At 57.1% G+C, this 19,384-nt stretch carries 17 protein-coding genes; 10 read left to right on the top strand and 7 right to left on the bottom strand.

Annotated features, from left to right (window positions below; all coding sequences use genetic code 11):
- Nucleotides 1-41: 41 nt before the first annotated feature.
- Entirely contained in the window at nucleotides 42-629 is a 588-nt protein-coding gene (locus TU81_RS17470; RefSeq protein WP_007902708.1) for an LOG family protein, read from the bottom strand.
- Nucleotides 630-973: 344 nt separating this feature from the next.
- Between TU81_RS17470 and azu the strand changes: the two genes are divergently transcribed.
- Nucleotides 974-1,420: an azurin gene (azu, locus tag TU81_RS17475; RefSeq protein WP_038978723.1), complete on the top strand. Its 447-nt coding sequence runs from the start codon at nucleotides 974-976 to the stop codon at nucleotides 1,418-1,420.
- 197 nt (nucleotides 1,421-1,617) lie between these two features.
- On the opposite strand, the gene nadE is transcribed toward azu, so the two are convergent.
- From nadE to TU81_RS17495, 4 genes are all read right to left on the bottom strand, one after another.
- Nucleotides 1,618-2,445 carry an ammonia-dependent NAD(+) synthetase gene (nadE, locus tag TU81_RS17480; protein WP_048396149.1) on the bottom strand — a complete coding sequence of 276 codons (828 nt, stop codon included), beginning with the start codon at nucleotides 2,443-2,445 and terminating at the stop codon, nucleotides 1,618-1,620.
- Between the two features lie 4 nt (nucleotides 2,446-2,449).
- Nucleotides 2,450-3,676, bottom strand: a complete 1,227-nt coding sequence (gene pncB / locus TU81_RS17485) for a nicotinate phosphoribosyltransferase (RefSeq protein WP_048396150.1) — start codon at nucleotides 3,674-3,676, stop codon at nucleotides 2,450-2,452.
- Between the two features lie 165 nt (nucleotides 3,677-3,841).
- Complete coding sequence (locus tag TU81_RS30325) at nucleotides 3,842-4,003, bottom strand: hypothetical protein (protein WP_156877841.1); 162 nt, start codon at nucleotides 4,001-4,003, stop codon at nucleotides 3,842-3,844.
- Nucleotides 4,004-4,396: 393 nt separating this feature from the next.
- A complete protein-coding gene (locus TU81_RS17495; RefSeq protein ID WP_048396152.1) occupies nucleotides 4,397-5,854 on the bottom strand; it encodes an alanine/glycine:cation symporter family protein in 1,458 nt (485 codons plus the stop codon).
- 173 nt (nucleotides 5,855-6,027) lie between these two features.
- Here TU81_RS17495 and TU81_RS17500 point away from each other — a divergent pair, with 173 nt between their 5' ends.
- Nucleotides 6,028-6,837: a helix-turn-helix domain-containing protein gene (locus tag TU81_RS17500; protein WP_048396153.1), complete on the top strand. Its 810-nt coding sequence runs from the start codon at nucleotides 6,028-6,030 to the stop codon at nucleotides 6,835-6,837.
- A 97-nt stretch (nucleotides 6,838-6,934) separates the two neighbouring features.
- Here the strand turns inward: TU81_RS17500 and TU81_RS17505 are convergent, their stop codons facing one another.
- Nucleotides 6,935-7,846, bottom strand: a complete 912-nt coding sequence (locus TU81_RS17505; protein ID WP_048396154.1) for a LysR family transcriptional regulator — start codon at nucleotides 7,844-7,846, stop codon at nucleotides 6,935-6,937.
- A 186-nt stretch (nucleotides 7,847-8,032) separates the two neighbouring features.
- On the opposite strand from TU81_RS17505, the gene amaB reads away from it, so the two are divergent.
- From amaB to TU81_RS17545, 8 genes are all read left to right on the top strand, one after another.
- The gene (gene amaB, locus TU81_RS17510; protein ID WP_038978727.1) at nucleotides 8,033-9,523 is read left to right on the top strand and encodes an L-piperidine-6-carboxylate dehydrogenase; all 1,491 of its coding nucleotides are present in this window, start codon (nucleotides 8,033-8,035) and stop codon (nucleotides 9,521-9,523) included.
- 166 nt (nucleotides 9,524-9,689) lie between these two features.
- Nucleotides 9,690-10,973 carry an L-pipecolate oxidase gene (gene amaA / locus TU81_RS17515; protein ID WP_038978728.1) on the top strand — a complete coding sequence of 428 codons (1,284 nt, stop codon included), beginning with the start codon at nucleotides 9,690-9,692 and terminating at the stop codon, nucleotides 10,971-10,973.
- Nucleotides 10,974-11,336: 363 nt separating this feature from the next.
- Nucleotides 11,337-12,470: an ABC transporter substrate-binding protein gene (locus TU81_RS17520; RefSeq protein WP_038978729.1), complete on the top strand. Its 1,134-nt coding sequence runs from the start codon at nucleotides 11,337-11,339 to the stop codon at nucleotides 12,468-12,470.
- 240 nt (nucleotides 12,471-12,710) lie between these two features.
- Nucleotides 12,711-13,625 (top strand): ABC transporter permease subunit, encoded by a 915-nt coding sequence (locus TU81_RS17525; RefSeq protein ID WP_030128310.1) that lies wholly within the window; start codon nucleotides 12,711-12,713, stop codon nucleotides 13,623-13,625.
- A gap of 3 nt (nucleotides 13,626-13,628) precedes the next feature.
- On the top strand, nucleotides 13,629-14,912 hold the full coding sequence (livM, locus tag TU81_RS17530; RefSeq protein ID WP_038978730.1) for a high-affinity branched-chain amino acid ABC transporter permease LivM: 1,284 nt from the start codon (nucleotides 13,629-13,631) through the stop codon (nucleotides 14,910-14,912).
- Nucleotides 14,909-15,784, top strand: coding sequence for an ABC transporter ATP-binding protein (locus TU81_RS17535; protein ID WP_038978731.1), 876 nt, complete (start codon nucleotides 14,909-14,911; stop codon nucleotides 15,782-15,784). The genes livM and TU81_RS17535 overlap by 4 nt, the downstream gene beginning before the upstream one ends.
- Nucleotides 15,781-16,497 carry an ABC transporter ATP-binding protein gene (locus tag TU81_RS17540; protein ID WP_038978732.1) on the top strand — a complete coding sequence of 239 codons (717 nt, stop codon included), beginning with the start codon at nucleotides 15,781-15,783 and terminating at the stop codon, nucleotides 16,495-16,497. The genes TU81_RS17535 and TU81_RS17540 overlap by 4 nt, the downstream gene beginning before the upstream one ends.
- 832 nt (nucleotides 16,498-17,329) lie before the next feature.
- A complete protein-coding gene (locus tag TU81_RS17545) occupies nucleotides 17,330-18,097 on the top strand; it encodes an SDR family oxidoreductase (RefSeq protein WP_038978733.1) in 768 nt (255 codons plus the stop codon).
- Between the two features lie 120 nt (nucleotides 18,098-18,217).
- On the opposite strand, the gene TU81_RS17550 is transcribed toward TU81_RS17545, so the two are convergent.
- A complete protein-coding gene (locus TU81_RS17550) occupies nucleotides 18,218-19,345 on the bottom strand; it encodes an AGE family epimerase/isomerase (RefSeq protein ID WP_048396155.1) in 1,128 nt (375 codons plus the stop codon).
- Between the last annotated feature and the right edge of the window lie 39 nt (nucleotides 19,346-19,384).

The raw sequence follows: 19,384 nt of genomic DNA on the forward strand, positions 1-19,384 counted from the left end.
GTTGAGCGGCGCATATTCTGCCCTGTATCGATGCCTAGCCGTTAGCTGGGTTTTTGCTCGGTCCATTTTGGCGGTACCGAGGGTTGCCAGGCGTCCAGTGCATCGAGCAGGGTTTGCGGCGATTCGCTCATTTGCAGCATGTCACGGTGCGCTTCGCGAACGAAGCCTTCGCCGACGATATGATCAAGAAAAGACGTCAACTTGCTGTAGAAACCGTTCACTTCCAGCAAACCCAGCGGTTTGCCGTGATAGCCGAGCTGGCCCCAGGTCCAGACTTCGAACAGCTCTTCCAGGGTGCCCAAGCCGCCGGGCAGAGCGATGAAGGCGTCGCTGAGCTCGGCCATTCGCGCCTTGCGCGCATGCATGCCATCGACCACTTCCAGGCGAGTCAGGCCGCTGTGGCCGATTTCCTTGTCTTTGAGGCTCTGCGGGATGATTCCGATCACTTCACCGCCGGCCGCCAGCGCGGCATCGGCCACAATCCCCATCAGCCCGACGGCGCCGCCGCCATAGACCAGAGTCAACTTGCGCTCGGCCAATGCTCGCCCCAGGGCGACAGCCGCTTCACGATAAGCCGGGTTAGTGCCAGTGCTGGCACCGCAAAATACACAAACGGACGCTAAAGACATGCCTTACTCCATGGTCATCAGGGCCACAGAGTAAAGGCAGGCTTGCCTCGTTCCAAGGGTTAAACCTCGCGTTCAGGTGTTTCACAGGTACCGCTGGCGCCACAGGCATAAGCGGCGAGCAAACTGCTCAAAAAACGGTTGAAAGACATGACAGGCGCTCCGGATGAGAGATGACGGTCCTGATGATAGGGCCGTGCCAGACGTCTGGCTGGTAGATTGTTTCGATGAGTGTCATAGCTCGAAAGTTGTATACAATTTTTGATTCAGGTCATAGGAACTTGCGAAGATTTCAGGCAGTCTTCTGTCCATTAGCACTTTTGTTAACCCTGCCTTGGAGATTCACCATGTTTGCCAAACTTGTTGCAGTATCCCTGCTGACACTGGCCAGCAGCCAATTGATGGCTGCCGAGTGCAAGACGACCATCGACTCCACCGATCAGATGTCCTTCAACACCAAGGCCATTGAAATCGACAAAAGCTGCAAGACCTTCACCGTTGAGCTGACCCACTCCGGCAGCCTGCCAAAAAACGTGATGGGCCATAACTGGGTGCTGAGCAAAGAAGCCGACATGCAGCCGATCGCTACCGATGGTTTGACTGCCGGCATCGACAAGGACTACCTGAAAGAAGGTGATGCCCGCATCATCGCTCACACCAAGCTCATCGGCGCCAAGGAAAAAGACTCGGTGACTTTTGACGTGTCAAAGCTCAATGCTGCTGAAAAGTACGGTTTCTTCTGCTCGTTCCCGGGCCACATCTCGATGATGAAAGGTACGGTTACTCTGAAGTAATCGAATCGAACCCACAAAAAAAGCGTCCATTAGGGACGCTTTTTTTGTGCTCATTATTGGGCCAGGCCGAATCCTTGTAGGAGCTGTCGAGTGAAACGAGGCTGCGATCTTTTGATTGTGATCTTAAAAGCAAGATCAAAAGATCGCAGCCTCGTTTCACTCGACAGCTCCTACAGGTTTCTATAAGGGCAAGGTCCTCAAGGCGCAAACGGCATCACACGCTTGTGATGGGTCTTTTTGTAAGTGTCGCAGATGATCTTGAACGCTTCTTCACGCACCGGTTCGCCGTGCAGGAAGGCGTCGATCTCGGCGTAGGTCACGCCGTGGGACGCTTCGTCCGGTTTGCCCGGCGACAGGTCTTCTAGGTCGGCGGTCGGGATTTTTTCCACCAGCGACTCCGGTGCGCCGAAACTGCGGGCAATCGCCCGGACCTGATTTTTCACCAGGCCGCTCAGCGGTGCGAGGTCGCAGGCGCCGTCACCGAATTTGGTGAAGAAGCCCATTACCGCTTCTGCCGCATGGTCGGTGCCGATCACCAGGCCGTGAGCCGCGCCAGCGATGGTGTATTGCGCGACCATGCGCATCCGCGCCTTTGTGTTACCCAGCACGAAATCTTTCTGCACCGCCTCCTTACCCTCGAAGGCCGCCACTTCGCTGGCCAGGGATTTGACCGCCGGGCCGATGTTTACGGTGTGGCGCTCATCGGGGGCAATGAAGTCCACTGAGGCCTGGGCATCATGTTCGTCGAACTGGACGCCATAAGGCAGGCGCACGGCGATGAACTTGTAGCTGGCATTACCCGTGCGCTCGCGCAGTTCACGCATGGCGCGCTGGGCCAGCAGGCCGGCGGTCAGGGAGTCGACGCCGCCGCTGATGCCCAGCACCAGCGTCTTGAGCCCGGCATTGACCAGGCAGTCCTGAATGAAGGTAATCCGCCGGGCAACTTCCGCCTCGAGGGCGAGTTGATCCGCGAAGGGCGGTTGGACCTTGAGCTGTTCAGCAATCTCACGCTGTACGGCTTGCATGAATTCACTCCTTGCTAGATGGGCTTGAAATGGCGGCAGGTACTTGGAAAACATGTCGCAAATAGGCGACGAAATTCGGGTCTTTGCAGTGAGTCTTGCCAGGCTCATCAGAAATCTTGGCCACTGGCTGGCCGTTGCAGGCCGTCATTTTAAGCACGATGCTCATCGGTTCGACACCCGGAATATCGCACGTCAGGTTGGTGCCGATGCCGAAGCTGACATTGATCCGACCGCGCAATGCCCGAAAAATCTCCAGAGACTTGGGCAGCGTCAGACTGTCGGAAAACACCAGGGTCTTGCTCATCGGGTCGATGCCAAGCTTGTGATAGTGGGCGATGGCTTTTTCCGCCCACTGCACCGGGTCACCGGAATCGTGGCGCAAGCCGTCGAAGAGCTTGGCAAAGAACAGGTCGAAATCGTTGAGGAAGGCATCGGAGGTGATGCAGTCGGTCAGGGCGATTCCCAGCAATCCCCGGTATTCACGGACCCAACAGTCGAGGGCGGCAATCTGGCTGTCGATCAGCCGCGGACCGAGTTGCTGGTGCGCCATGATCCATTCGTGGGCCATAGTGCCCAGCGGCTTCATGTCCAGCTCCCGGGACAGGTGCACGTTGCTGGTACCGACGAAGCGACCGGGGAAGTCATGCTTGAGCACGTTCACCACTTCTTCCTGTACACGGTACGAGAAGCGACGGCGGGTGCCGAAATCGGCTACTTGCAACTCGGACAATTCGTCCGCGCTGGCGTTGGCGGTCAGCCAGTCGAACTTGCGATAGAGCTGCTCGCGGGCCTGTTCCAGGACGATTTCCCGGTAGCGATAGCGGTTGCGCACTTCGCTGACGAGTGCCAGCAGCGGCACTTCGAACAGAATCACGTGCAGCCACGGCCCGCGCAGACGGATGAACAACTCACCGTTTTCAATACCGGTGTGGATATAGCGCAGGTTGAAGCGGAACAGCCCGAGAAAACGCAGGAAATCCGGTTTCAGAAAGCTGATGCGCTCCAGGAAACTCAACTGATCGGCACTCAGGCTCAACTCGGCCAGTCGCTCGATCTGGAAACGGATCTCCGCCAGGTACGGGCGCAGATCCTCGCTGTTACGGCAACGAAACTCCCATTCGACTTCCACGTTAGGGTAGTTGTGCAGCACCGCCTGCATCATCGTCAGTTTGTAGAAGTCGGTGTCGAGCAGGTTCTGCACGATGCGATCGGCAAACACACTCTCGCTCATAAGGGGTCTCCAGGCTGGCCGCGGCCCGTGGCAGCGACGTTGCAGCTGTTTCAATGAATGGGGCTAGTGGCGCATATCAGGGGTGGGGATAGCCAGTTTTTTTTGTGTTCATGATGGAATAATCACATATTGCTGGCCCCTTCAAATGCAAACACCTGTGGTTCCTCAATTATCTGCTGTTGCCTCAAGCGCTGCCTGGATGACGAGCGCCAGGCTTTCCCAGCTTCTTACATAGCCATCAAGGTGGGAGTGACGAGGAATAAGCCCTGTTTCAATTGCCTTGATCATTGCTGCTTTTATCATTTCATGGGTCGCTGATTTGGCCACGATTTACACTCCTTTGAATGTTATTTGGTCCAGCACGTCGACACCGTCCTGTAGCAATAAATAGGCTGGAAGTATCAGGCGGAAGAAATCAGCATCATTAGTATGTTTAACGGTTACAGAGGTCAACGCCTCTAAAAGGCTCGTGGCAGCGCGTATTCTGAAGCAGGCATCTTCAAATAACAGGTGGGGTGCGATGTGCGAGTCTATATAAAAAGTTGGAGTGTTAGATGCGTTAGATTTAAGAGGCTGATAGCGATTCACAGACGAACTCCTTGAGCGCGCTTGGGGTGTGAGGGCGCGAGTAATTGTTTTTTTATGGGTGTTGATATTGCCTGGGCATTGCTTGTCGGCTGAACCACCGCATAAGTGCGCTGGCTCAGCGTTCATTGAAATTTACGCGATCTGAGCTTTAGCAGCGGGCCGATCCGCACAAACAGAGTTCTTCGGCGAGAGAGGATTTGTTATCGCGGGCCAAGCTGTCAAATCGAGATCCAGATCGCTAAATTTGCTTGAGTCAAAAACGGGGGTTTTTGTTCCAGTGCGACGTTGTTCATCATAGTCGCCAAGGATTCGCGTACAGACTTTGAATAGCAGTGTCATCGCAACAAGGTTGACCAAGGCCAAAAGTGTCATGGTGATGTCGGCAAACGCGAGCACCGTGGAAAGGTCTTCAACCGAACCCCAAAAGACCAGCATCAATACGGATATGCGGTACGTAACTAATGATTTATGCGGCGCTGCGAAGATGAATCGTAAACTGTTTTCTCCCAGATAGTAGTTGTAGAGCATTGCCGTGAACACAAACAGGGCAAGTACCACGCTGATAAACATCCGGCCCCAATCGCCTACTACCTCAGCAAGCGAGTTTTGTGCCAACGCAATACCGTCGCCTTCGAAACCGGGAGCATAAAAACCAGAAAGCAAAATGATCAACGCGGTACACGTACAAATAACGATGGTATCGATGAAGACACTGAACGCCTGCACCACGCCTTGTGCTATCGGATGGGCGATTTTTGCCGCAGAGGCGACGTTAGGCGCGCTGCCCAGTCCTGCTTCATTGGAGAACACTCCGCGCCTCACCCCCATAATGATTGCACTGCCCACCAGCCCGCCAAAAGCCTGATCCAGTCCGAACGCGCTTTTGACAATGCTGAGCAGCACTCCGGGGACCTGGTCGATTTGCAACACGATCACGTAAAGCGTTACACCGATATAGGCAACAACCTTAAGGGGAACCAATAAATCGGCGACCGCCGCGATACGCTTTATACCGCCCACGAACACTATGCCCAGCAACAAAGACAGCGTGAGTCCGGACCATGTCGTCGATAAACCAAAGGCATTGTTGAGAGAGTGCGATACGGCATGAGACTCAAGGCCATTAATGGCAAACCCGAAGGTCACCAAAAGCAGGAGAGCGGCAATCGTACCGAGCCAGCGTTTGCCCAGGCCATGCTGGATGTACCAGGACGGGCCTCCACGATATTGACCGTTTGCATCGCAGCGTTTGTAGAGTTGACCCAATGCGCATTCGAAAAAGCTACTCGACATACCCAATAGAGCTGTCATCCACATCCAGAACACCGCACCGGGGCCGCCCATGCTCACGGCAATGCCGACGCCAACGATATTGCCGGTTCCGACCCGTCCGGCAAGGCAGAGCGTCAATGCCTGCAATGAGCTCAAGTGGGTGTTGCCGGTATGCGAGCTGCCACGTAATACCGAAATCATGTGGACGAAGTAGCGAAGCTGTACAAATCGTGACCGGATGGTGAAGTAGGTTCCAAGTCCAAGAACTAAAGGTATCAAAACCTTTCCAGAGAGAAAGTCATTGATGACGTCAAGCATTCAAAGCTCCTTGCTATTTAGAGTGCTGGCGGATTGATAGTGTGGCGATTCCTGAAAGCTTTCAGGTCCCGTAATATCCGGTCATTTATCGTTGTCGCAATTTCGCAAGTTGGTTAAAAGTGATGCGAGTTGCTGCTATATTTGAGCCTTCTGGCACTACTGTGAAGGCTTGTATGCGTGATTTTCTTCCGGCTAACTTAAGGCTGCTGTGTAGTCACTACCGATCTGTCGCTGAAGTCTGTAGGAAACTTCGGATTAATCGTGGGCAATTTAATAAATACTTATGTGGGAATAGCGTTCCAACAGCTTTTAACCTAAAGCGTATTTGTGATTTTTTTGGGGTGGAAGAGTTCGAAATAGGTCTGCCGACAGATCAGTTTGTCAACCTTGTTGGTGGCAAGGCGGTGCGAATAAACTCTTCTCGCGAGGTGTCGGCGCCGGAACGAATACTTGAACACCTTCGGCAACAGTCTTCTTTGCAAATAAAAGCCTATACGGGTTACTACTATGAGTATTACCACGCGATGACGGAGCCTGGCTCTATTATTTGCGCTTTGGTGCATGTATATGAAGAAGACCAGCACTTCGTGTACGAACGAAATGAGCGTTTACAAATAGTCGGCGCGGAAGAGGAGTATGAGCAGTATCGGTATGTGGGAGTAGCCTACTACCTACAGGATCGCTTGTTTCTCATTGATTACGAATCGCTGACCTCCAACGAAGTCAGCCAAACCATCCTTATTCCTAGCTTCAAAAGCTGTATTACTCGGCTCAATGGCTTGAAAATTGGCGTTTCCGCTGCGGACCATCGCACTCCCGCGTGTTCGCGTGTTGTTTGGGAATATCTCGGTCAGGAGATCAATCGAATCGATGTGTATCGCAAGGTGCGGCTATACAGCATGGATGATCCAGTTATCGACGATGATTTGCGCGGACGCCTCGCGCAAACCAGCGTTGTCGACGGGCTCTTTGTTATTTCGTGAGGCCGCAGTGATCCTGACAAGCCGGGTTGTCAGATTGAAGGGCCGCTGCGCGACCCAACGGGAGCAAGCTCCCTCGCTACAGGTACTGAGTGCGGCACTAAATTTGTGACAGGTCAGGACTATCAATCTGCTCCAGCATCCACTTCACAAAATCCCGCACCTTGGGTACTTCCGCCGAATGCTCCGGATACGCCAGGTAATAGGCGTCGGTGCTGGGCATTGCATGCTTCCAGGGAATGACCAGTTTGCCGTCGGCCAATTCCTCTTCCACCAGAAACTTCGGCAGCAGCGCCACGCCGCAGCCGACCTGGGCGGCGCGGATGCACATGTAGAAGGTTTCAAAGCGCGGGCCGTGGTAGCTGTGCTCGGTGTGGTAGCCCTGGCTGTCGAACCAGTCGTGCCAGGCCTGGGGCCGGGAAGCGTTTTGCAGCAGGACCAGGTCGGTGAGTTGCGTGGGGTCGGTGAACGGCGTGTCCGGAAGGCTGCCCGGCGCGCAGACCGGCACCAGTTCCTCGCCAAACAGCTTCAGGCTTTCGGTGCCGGGCCGAGAGCCCTGGCCGAAGTAGAACGCCAAGTCGCTGCGACCTTGCAGCAGATCATCGGCTTCCTGTTCGCTGCAAAGGTCCAGATGGATCGACGGATGGCGCAGGCGCCAGCCTTTCAAGCGTGGCACCAGCCAACGCGCACCGAAGGTCGGAGGCGTCGAGACGCGCAAGACTTCGGTATCACCGCCGTAGGAACGCAGGTAATGGGTCGACATTTCGACTTGGGTGAGGATTTTTCGTACCTCCACCAGGTACAAATCGCCGGCGGGGGTCATTTGCAGGCGTCGGCGCACCCGGCGGAACAACAGGTGTTGCAGCAATTCTTCGAGTTGCGCGACCTGTTTGCTCACGGCGCTCTGCGTCAGGTTCAGCTCTTCGGCGGCACGGGTGAAGCTCAAATGCCGGGTCACGGCCTCGAAGCACTGCAGAGCGGTGATCGACGGCAAGTAGCGTTTATTCAGCATGGGTGGTCCTTTTTCTTGTTTCTCTATGCTCTTTTTTTTACCGGCAAATTCGCAGCATGAATAAACGGAATGATATCTCTCTTAAAGGTCGTTTGTTGGGTAACCTCGGGAGCGCTAAAACTACAGGTCTGATCAGCCGGGTTAATCCGGCTGCACGTCTTCTGTTTTTTGCTTGAGGAGTGACCCATGGTTGCCGCATTGCTTGATCGTCTTGGTGTGAACCCGGCCCTGTATCAGAACGGCAAAGTGCCGGTGCATTCGCCTATCGATGGCAGCCGTATCGCTGCCGTGAACTGGGAAGGCGCCGCTGAAGTCGAGCAGCACATCAGTCGCGCAGATCATGCGTTCGAACTGTGGCGCAAGGTTCCGGCGCCGCGCCGTGGCGAATTGGTGCGTCAATTGGGCGACATCCTGCGCGAGTACAAAGCCGACCTCGGTGAGCTGGTGTCCTGGGAAGCTGGCAAGATCACTCAGGAAGGTTTGGGTGAAGTTCAGGAAATGATCGACATCTGCGACTTCGCGGTCGGTCTGTCCCGTCAGCTGTACGGTTTGACCATCGCCTCCGAGCGTCCTGGCCACCATATGCGCGAAACCTGGCACCCGCTGGGCGTCGTTGGCGTGATCAGTGCGTTCAACTTCCCGGTCGCCGTTTGGGCCTGGAACGCCACGCTGGCGCTGGTCTGCGGTAACCCGGTGATCTGGAAACCGTCGGAGAAAACCCCGCTGACCGCATTGGCCTGCCAGGCGCTGTTTGATCGCGTCCTGAAAAATTTCAGCGATGCCCCGCCACACCTGAGCCAAGTGATCATCGGTGGTCGCGATGCTGGCGAAGCCTTGGTCGATGACCCGCGTGTCGCGCTGGTCAGCGCCACCGGCAGCACCCGCATGGGCCGCGAAGTGGCACCGAAAATCGCTGCACGTTTTGCCCGCAGCATTCTTGAGCTGGGCGGCAACAACGCAATGATCCTCGGCCCAAGCGCCGATCTGGACATGGCCGTACGGGCGATTCTGTTCAGCGCCGTCGGCACCGCCGGTCAGCGTTGCACCACTTTGCGTCGCCTGATCGCCCATGAGTCGGTGAAGGAAGAAATCATCACCCGCCTCAAAGCCGCTTACTCCAAGGTGCGCATCGGCCATCCGCTGGAAGGCAATCTGGTGGGTCCGCTGATCGACAAACACAGCTTCGAAAACATGCAGGACGCGCTTGAGCAGGCCTTGAGCGAAGGCGGCCGGGTGTTTGGCGGTAAGCGTCAGCTGGAAGACAAATTCCCCAACGCTTACTACGTTTCGCCAGCCATCGTCGAAATGCCGGAACAGAGCGATGTGGTGCGCGACGAAACCTTCGCGCCGATCCTGTACGTGATCGGTTACAACGATTTCGAAGAGGCGCTGCGCCTGAACAACGCCGTGCCACAAGGCCTGTCGTCGTGCATTTTCACCACCGACGTGCGTGAAGCCGAGCGGTTCATGTCGGCGGTGGGCAGTGATTGCGGCATCGCCAACGTCAACATCGGCCCGAGCGGCGCAGAGATCGGTGGCGCGTTTGGCGGCGAGAAGGAGACGGGCGGTGGTCGTGAGTCCGGTTCGGATGCATGGCGCGGATACATGCGCCGTCAGACCAATACCGTGAACTATTCGCTGGAATTGCCGTTGGCTCAGGGGATTACGTTCGACTGAAATGAGCTCAGATCTTTGATCCAATGAAAATCCAATGTGGGAGCGGGCTTGCTCGCGAAAGCGGTCTTTCAGTTACATAGATACTGAATACACGGACGCCTTCGCGAGCAAGCCCGCTCCCACACTGGAATGGATGTGTTTGTTAGGTTTCTGTTGGAGTCTGGCAATGCCGTTACGCGAAGAGTGTCTGTGGGAAAAACTGACGCCGCAAAGGCCCGACAACGCGGCGCTCAAAGGCGAGGTGACGGTGGATGTCTGCGTCATCGGTGCCGGTTTCACCGGGCTGTCGGCGGCGGTGCATCTGCTGGAACAAGGTAAACGTGTTTGTGTGCTGGAAGCGCATCGCGCCGGGCATGGCGGTTCGGGGCGTAACGTCGGGCTGGTCAACGCCGGGATGTGGATTCCACCGGATGAAATCGAAGCAGGCTTCGGCGAGGCGGTCGGCAGTCAGCTCAACCGCATGCTGGGTGCGGCGCCGTCGCTGGTGTTCAGCCTGGTCGACAAATACACCATCGATTGCCAGTTACGCCGCGAAGGCACGCTGCACATGGCGCACAACGCGCGTGGCGAAGCGGATCTGCGCAGTCGCGAAGAACAATGGAAACGTCGCGGTGCGCCGGTGGAACTACTAACCGGTCAAGCCTGCGAGCAAGCAACGGGCACCAAAAAAATTGCCGCCGCCTTGCTCGATCGGCGTGCCGGCACGATCAACCCGATGGCCTACACCACGGGGCTGGCCAACGCGGCCATCAGCCTTGGCGGTCAGCTGTTCGATCACTCCCCGGTGACCCGGCTCGAACGTCAGGGCCAGCGTTGGTCGGTGCAAACCGCCCAGGGTTCGGTGCTGGCCGAGCAGGTGGTCATCGCCTCCAACGCCTATACCGAAGGTGACTGGACGGAGCTGCGGCGCAACTTTTTCCCCGGTTATTACTATCAAGTGGCTTCGGTGCCGCTGACCGAAGACGCCGCGCAACAGATTCTGCCCGGAGGTCAGGGTTCCTGGGACACCCGGCAGGTGCTCAGTAGTATTCGGCGAGACAAGGACGGGCGACTGTTACTCGGCAGTCTCGGCAATGGCAACCAGAAACCGACCTGGTTCCTGAAAGCCTGGGCTGACCGCGTTCAGCAGCATTACTTCCCGTACCTGAAGCCGGTGGAGTGGGAATGCACCTGGACCGGTTGCATCGCCTTCACCCCCGATCATTTGATGCGCCTGTTCGAGCCGGCGCCGGGTTTAGTGGCTGTCACCGGTTACAACGGTCGGGGCGTGACCACCGGTACAGTGGTCGGCAAAGCCTTTGCCGATTATTTGTGTAATGGAAATCCTCAGGCTTTGCCGATTCCGTTCGCGCCCATGCAGCCATTGGCGGGTGTGGGGCTGCGAAGCTGCCTGTATGAGGCTGGATTTTCGCTGTATCACGCAGGCCAGTGCCTGCGGATCGTCATCTGATTGTTGAAATATGTTGCTGGAAGCGGCGCTTTTCAGCGAAGCGGCTAGCCTGTAGTGGTGCGGGTTGTAGCAGTTCCGCACCAGTAGTGTGCAGTTCGGTGACGCGAGCTGTTACAGGCTGGTTGCACATTGTTTGGCGCTGCGGTTGCAATGATGGCGCGCGCGGGTTGCGCCTTTAAAAATAAATGGTTTCACCTCCCGCGGTTTAGACGGTTGCACGCCCAATGAAAATGGGCCCGAAACAGTCGAAATAACAACAAGGCAGCGACTTTTTTAAGAATAAAAAACCGATGGCACGGCCCTTGCTCTGAGCATTCAGTGAAGTCGCAGTGCCAACTAAAAAAAACCTTGGAGCACCACCTCATGTCCCAGACGTTTTACAAGAAAGGCTTTCTGGCCCTCGCAGTGGCAACTGCGTTGGGTGTTTCTGCGTTTGCTCAGGCTGACATCAAGATCGGCGTAGCGGGTCCAATGACGGGCGCCAACGCGGCATTTGGCGAGCAGTACATGAAGGGTGCGCAGGCAGCGGCTGATGCGGTCAACGCCGCTGGCGGTGTAAACGGGGAAAAAATCGTACTGGTCAAAGGCGATGACGCCTGCGAACCGAAACAGGCTGTGACGGTCGCCAAGGACCTGACCAACCAGAAAGTCGCTGGCGTAGTCGGTCACTTCTGTTCCTCGTCGACCATCCCGGCCTCCGAGATCTACGACGAAGCAGGCATTATCGCGATCACTCCAGGTTCCACCAACCCGGCTGTTACCGAGCGCGGCCTGAGTGCCATGTTCCGTATGTGTGGGCGTGACGACCAGCAAGGCATCGTGGCCGGCGACTACATCGTCGACATACTCAAGGGCAAGAAAGTGGTGGTCCTGCACGACAAGGACACCTACGGCCAAGGTCTGGCGGACGCCACCAAGGCCCAGCTGGAAAAGCGCGGCGTGAAGCCGGTGCTGTATGAAGGCCTGACCCGTGGCGAAAAAGACTTCAGCACCATCGTCACCAAAATCCGCGGCGCTGGCGCCGACGTCGTTTACTTCGGTGGCCTGCACCCGGAAGCCGGTCCTCTGGTTCGTCAACTGCGTGAGCAAGGTCTCAAAGACGTCAAGTTCATGTCCGACGACGGCATCGTAACCGACGAGCTGGTGACCACCGCTGGCGGTCCGCAATTCGTTGACGGCGTGCTGATGACCTTTGGTGCCGACCCACGCATGCTGCCAGACAGCAAGACCGTAGTGGACGAGTTCCGCAAGAAAGGCACCGAGCCTGAAGGCTACACCCTGTACGCCTATGCTTCGGTCCAGGCCCTGGCCGCAGCCTTCAATGGCTCCAAATCCAACAGTGGCGAGAAAGCCGCCGAGTGGCTGAAGAAAAACCCGGTCAAAACCGTGATGGGCGAGAAGACCTGGGACGCCAAGGGCGACCTGAAAGTCTCCGACTACGTGGTTTACCAGTGGGACAAGGATGGCAAATACCACCAGCTGGAAAAACAGAAGTAAGGGCTGACGCGATCGCCTGATCCCTCAGTTCCCTGTGGGAGCGGGCTTGCCCGCGATGATGGCCTGACAGACGACAATTTTGTTGAATGTTCTACCGCTATCGCTGGCAAGGCAGCTCCCACAGGGGCGGTGGTGTCTGGGATGATCGCGTCTGACATTGCTCCGACGTAAATCTGTATTTTCCCTAGAAGAACCGCACAACGCACAGGCGTGCAGGTTCTCACTGCGTGAGATTGCGTTATGGATGGTATTTTCCTGCAGCAACTGGTCAACGGCCTGACCCTCGGGTCGGTCTATGGCCTGATCGCCATCGGCTACACAATGGTCTATGGCATCATCGGCATGATCAACTTCGCCCACGGCGAGGTTTACATGATTTCCGCTTACCTCGCGGCAATCAGTCTGGCTCTGCTGGCATACTTCGGTATTGAATCCTTCCCCCTGCTGATGCTTGGCACACTGGTCTTCACCATCATCGTCACGGCGGTGTATGGCTGGGTCATCGAGCGCGTCGCCTACAAACCGCTGCGCAACTCCACCCGACTGGCACCGCTGATCAGCGCCATCGGTATTTCGCTGATCCTGCAAAACTATGCACAAATTTCCCAAGGCGCCCGTCAACAGGGGGTACCAACACTGCTGACCGGTGCATGGCGAGTTGAGGTCGGGACCGGCTTCGTCCAGCTTACCTACACCAAGATCTTTATTCTGATTGCAGCGTTTGTCGGGATGGCCCTGCTGACCTACGTCATCAAGTACACCAAGCTCGGCCGTATGTGCCGCGCCACCCAGCAAGACCGCAAGATGGCCTCGATCCTGGGGATCAACACCGATCGGGTAATTTCCTACGTGTTCATCATCGGTGCGGCGATGGCGGCCCTGGCCGGCGTGCTGATCACCATGAACTACGGCACATTCGACTTCTACGCGGGCTTCATCATTGGCATCAAGGCGTTCACCGCCGCGGTGCTCGGTGGGATCGGTTCGCTGCCTGGAGCGATGCTCGGCGGAATCATTCTCGGGATTTCCGAGTCGCTGTTCTCCGGATTGGTCAACTCGGACTACAAAGACGTTTTCAGCTTCTCGCTGCTCGTTCTCGTTCTGGTCTTTCGGCCCCAAGGCCTGCTCGGCCGTCCTCTTGTGTCGAAGGTGTAAGCGATGTCTTCAACCACTAAAAAAACCATTGATCTCAAAAGAAGCCTGGTTGACGCGATTCTTGCCGGTCTGGTGGCCCTGATTGTGTTCGGCCCGATTGTCGGCGTAGTCCTCGACGGCTACGGCTTCAACCTGGAAGCGACCCGGGTGGCATGGATTGTCGCCATCGTCATGGCCGGCCGCTTTGCCTTGAGCCTGTTCCTGCAAACCCCCAAGGGCCTGAGAATTCTTGAAGGCTTTGAAAGTACCGGCTCCGGGGTCCATGTACTGCCGCCTGATTACAAATCCCGCTTGCGCTGGATCATCCCGGTGATGATCGTTATCGCCGTGGTGTTCCCGTTTTTCTCCAACTCCTACCTGCTGGGCGTGGTCATCCTTGGGCTGATCTACGTATTGCTGGGCCTGGGGCTGAACATCGTGGTCGGCCTGGCCGGCCTGCTCGACCTGGGTTATGTGGCGTTCTACGCCATCGGTGCCTATGGGCTGGCGCTCGGTTATCAATACCTGGGGCTGGGCTTCTGGACGGTGCTGCCGCTGGCGGCAATCACTGCCGGGTTGGCCGGTTGCATCCTGGGTTTCCCGGTGCTGCGCCTGCACGGTGACTATCTGGCGATCGTGACCTTGGGGTTCGGTGAAATCATCCGGTTGATCCTCAATAACTGGCTGTCCCTGACTGGCGGTCCGAACGGTATGGCGGCTCCGTTGCCGACGTTCTTCGGCCTTGAGTTCGGCAAACGAGCGAAGGAGGGCGGAGTCCCGTTTCATGAGTTCTTCGGCATCGCCTATAACCCGGACGTGAAGTACTACTTCATATACGCGGTGTTGTTCCTGGTGGTTCTGGCCGTGCTGTACATCAAGCACCGCTTGACTCGCATGCCAGTCGGTCGCGCGTGGGAAGCCTTGCGTGAAGACGAAATCGCCTGCCGTTCCATGGGCCTGAATCACGTACTGGTCAAGCTGTCGGCGTTCACCATCGGTGCATCGACTGCCGGTCTGGCGGGCGTGTTCTTCGCCACTTATCAGGGTTTCGTTAACCCGACCTCGTTCACTTTCTTTGAATCGGCACTGATCCTCGCCATCGTGGTACTCGGCGGCATGGGCTCGACCATCGGCGTGGTGATTGCGGCGTTCGTGCTGACTGTTGCCCCGGAACTGCTGCGCGGCTTCGCTGAATATCGCGTGCTGCTGTTCGGCATCCTGATGGTGTTGATGATGATCTGGCGACCGCGCGGCCTGATCCGGATCAGCCGCACCGGTGTGACCCCGCGTAAAGGAGTGGCGCCATGAGCGAAGAAATCGTTCTCTCGGTCGAAAATCTGATGATGCACTTTGGCGGCATCAAAGCGCTGAATAACGTGAGCCTGCAAGTCAAACGCAACTCGATTTTCGCGTTGATCGGTCCCAACGGCGCGGGCAAGACCACGGTGTTCAACTGCCTGACCGGATTCTACAAAGCGTCCGGCGGGCACATCGAACTCAATGCCCATGGTGTGAAAACCGATGTCATCAAAATGCTCGGGGAACCGTTCAAGGCCGTTGATTTCGTTTCGCCCAAAAGCTTCGTCAGCCGGCTCCACTACAAGATGTTCGGTGGCACGCACCTGATCAACCGTGCCGGTCTGGCGCGGACTTTCCAGAACATTCGCCTGTTCAAGGAAATGTCGGTGCTGGAAAACCTGCTGGTGGCCCAACACATGTGGGTCAACCGCAACCTGCTTTCGGGCATCCTCAACACCAAGGGCTATCGCAAGGCTGAAAGCGATGCACTGGACCACGCCTTCTACTGGCTGGAAGTGGTGGATCTGGTGGACTGCGCCAACCGCCTGGCCGGTGAACTGTCCTACGGTCAGCAACGCCGTCTGGAAATCGCCCGGGCCATGTGTACCCGGCCGCAGATCATCTGCCTCGACGAACCGGCCGCTGGCCTCAACCCTCAGGAAACCGAAGCACTGAGCGCGATGATCCGGCTGCTGCGCGACGAGCACGATCTGACCGTGGTGCTGATCGAACACGACATGGGCATGGTAATGAGTATTTCCGACCACATCGTTGTATTGGACCACGGCGTTGTCATCGCCGAGGGCGGGCCTGAAGCGATTCGACACGACCCGAAAGTGATTGCCGCCTACCTGGGCGCTGAAGAAGAGGAAGTGGTATGAGTGCACCCATCCTCGAACTCAAGGAACTGGACGTGTTCTACGGGCCGATCCAGGCCCTGAAGAAAGTCTCGTTGCACATCAATGAAGGTGAAACCGTCAGCCTGATCGGCTCCAACGGCGCCGGCAAATCGACCCTGCTGATGTCGATCTTCGGCCAGCCTCGGGCCGCTGACGGGCAAATCATCTATCAGGGTGTGGATATCACGCACAAGTCATCCCACTACATTGCGTCCAACGGTATTGCTCAATCGCCGGAAGGCCGGCGGGTGTTCCCTGACATGACCGTCGAGGAAAACCTGTTGATGGGTACGATTCCAATCGGTGACAAGTACGCCAAGGAAGACATGCAGCGCATGTTCGAGTTGTTTCCACGGCTTGAAGAGCGGCGTACCCAACGCGCCATGACCATGTCGGGTGGCGAGCAACAAATGCTCGCCATCGCCCGGGCGCTCATGAGTCGACCAAAGCTGTTGCTGCTCGATGAGCCGAGCCTGGGGTTGGCGCCGATTGTGGTGAAACAGATCTTCGCGACCCTGCGGGAACTGGCCAGCACCGGTATGACCATCTTCCTGGTGGAGCAGAACGCCAACCACGCCCTCAAACTGTCGGACCGGGCGTACGTGATGGTCAACGGCCAGATCCGCCTCAGCGGCACCGGTAAGGAGCTGCTGGTGAACGATGAGGTGCGCAACGCCTACCTCGGCGGGCACTAAACCGAAGAGCCCCAAAAAACGCCCTGACGCACTCAACGTCAGGGCGTTTTTTTTGCCCACAGAATCTCCCGTAGGAGCTGCCGAAGGCTGCGATCTTTTGATCTTGCTTTGAGGTGTCTGTGGAAAAGATCGCAGCCTTCGGCAGCTCCTACACGGGACGGTGCTTTGAGGTAAAGGGAAATTGTGGAAAACAATATTCACGACCTCTCAAAGCGCGACATAAAGCCGCTGCAAACTGCTGTTTTGTCACGGTTTTGACTTGTCCCCGTTTGCTGTGGAGCTGGCTGTGAATAACGTGGGAGTAGCTGGCTGAAAGCCTTTGAATCCGTGGCTTGTAGCGACGTGGTTGTTTTTTGATCAGGTGTTTTTGCTGGACATCGAGCCGGCTTTGTCAACCTTTTTGTTAGAGGTAAACACGCTATGAATCGAGGTGGACAAGCCTGTGGATAAGTCTGTGGTTAAACTCTGGAAAGAGTCGGCTGAGGGCCGTGGTTACTGGCTTGGCGCCATCGTCGGTTTGACCGCTCGGTCGTGCAAATTGCCCGGGGTTACACAGCAGGCACCCGAGGGTCAAGCAAAAAACTTTCTAATCTGCCCGCAAAGCCTTGTGGACAGCGGCTTGCAGCTTTTGCACTTGCCCCCGGAAACTGTGGACCGGCCTGTGGATAAGGTGCGCGTACATGGCTGCAAGCCACAGCCCATATGGCGTTGCCAGTGTTGATTGTTTTTTGTACGGTTTTTGCGATGGTTGCCGCTGTGGATAAGGCCGGGCATGCTGGCAACTGATTTTCTATTCCAAGGGCTGTCGATCAGCCGAAGCAAGGAGAACACGATGTCCAACACCCTGTTTATTACCGGCGCGACCTCCGGTTTTGGTGAAGCCTGCGCCCGTCGTTTTGCCGAAGCCGGCTGGAAACTGGTGCTGACAGGTCGTCGTGAAGAGCGCCTCAATGCCCTGTGCGCCGAGCTGTCGAAGCAGACCGAGGTTCATGGCCTGGTGCTCGACGTACGGGATCGCAAGGCCATGGAGGAGGCGATTGCCAACCTGCCGCCGTCCTTTGCCAAGTTGCGCGGGCTGATCAACAACGCCGGCCTGGCCTTGGGCGTGGATCCGGCTCCCAAGTGCGATCTTGATGATTGGGACACCATGGTCGACACCAACATCAAAGGTCTGATGTACAGCACTCGCCTGTTGTTGCCGCGTTTGATCGCTCACGGTCGTGGCGCCGGCATCGTCAACCTCGGTTCCATCGCCGGCAACTACCCGTACCCGGGCAGCCACGTGTATGGCGCGAGCAAGGCGTTCGTCAAACAGTTCTCCCTGAACCTGCGTTGCGACCTGCAAGGTACGGGCGTGCGGGTCAGCAACATCGAACCGGGCCTGTGTGAGAGCGAGTTCTCGCTGGTGCGTTTCGCCGGTGACCAGGAGCGTTACAACGCCACTTACGCCGGCGCCGAGCCGATCCAGCCGCAAGACATCGCCGAAACCATTTTCTGGGTGCTCAACGCACCGGCCCATATCAACATCAACAGCCTCGAGCTGATGCCGGTGAGCCAGACCTGGAGCGGGTTTGCCATTGAGCGTAATGCCAAGGCCTGAGACCGAGTAACGGCTATTCGCGGGCAAGCCTCGCTCCTACGGGTTTTGTGTTGAATCACGATTCTGCGAACGACACATGACCTGTAGGAGCGAGGCTTGCCCGCGAAAGCAATCGCCCAGTCAGCGCAAATATTTGACCAACCCGCGATAACAGGTCGCCAAGTGATAAGGCGTGGTCGAAGGCATGTCCTTGCGGCTTACTTCGCCATGTTCATCGCGACACTCATACCAGCCCCCCGCATGCAAAAAGCGCTGTTGCAGCGCCTGCAATTGGCGCTGCACAGAGGCTTCGCTGCCTGGGCGCAAGGTCAGGGCTCGCAGGTATTCAGCCTGGGCCCAGATGCGTTGGGTCGCATCACGAGGATGGTCGTCCAGTTCCAGCATCGCGCGCACAGCCCCGGTCTGCTGATCCACGCCCAGTTGCTCGGTAAGCGTAAAGGCGCGGTCCAGCGACGCATGCAGTTTGGAGCCGCGCAGCAAGGGTGAGGACTCCAGCAGGAAATACCATTCAAACTGATGGCCTGGCTCGAACCAGTTATCCACAGCGCCCAGCGGCTTTTCCATCAATACCGCGTGCTGCGGATCGATGAAGCGCTTCTGCATGGCTGTGCATAACTTGAGAAGCGCGCTCTGCACAGCAACGTCCTCGCGCACCGAAAGGATGGCGAGGAAGGCTTCGGCCAAATGCATCAATGGATTCTGCAGCGGCCCGGAGTTGAGCGAGGACCAATCACGGTCCAGGCTGGCTTCGTACAGGCCGTCGCCTGTGGCGAAGCGCTGCGCCAACACTTCCAGCGTGGCGTTGAGCACCGACTCCACCAGCGGTTCGCGAACCTTGTCCCAGTAATGGGCGCAGGCGAACAGGATGAAGGCGTGGGTGTAGAGGTCTTTGCGCTGATCCAGCGGCGCACCTTGCGGGTCGATGCTGTAGAACCAGCCGCCATGCTCGGCATCGTGGAAATGCTGTTGCAAGGAGCGGAACAGTGCCGCCGCCCGTTCTTCGGCCTCAGGCACTTGGCCGATCAGGCTGGAAAACAGGTACAGCTGCCGCGCGCAAGCCATGGCCCGGTAGCGCTGCGGTGGCAGCGGCTGATGCTCGGCGTCCAGCGCTTCATACGGCAATGCCATGTCGGCGTTCCAGCCGGGGCCCTGCCAGAGAGGCACGATCACGTCCTGGAAGTGCTGTTGCACCGAGGCGAACAGGGCGGTCAATTCAGGCTGGGAAGCAGAGCGGGAAACAGAGGGCATTGGCTGGCGTCGTCACGGCAGGGGCGATTGCGCGACATG

The sequence above is a fragment of the Pseudomonas lini genome (assembly GCF_001042905.1).
Lineage (GTDB): Bacteria > Pseudomonadota > Gammaproteobacteria > Pseudomonadales > Pseudomonadaceae > Aquipseudomonas > Aquipseudomonas lini.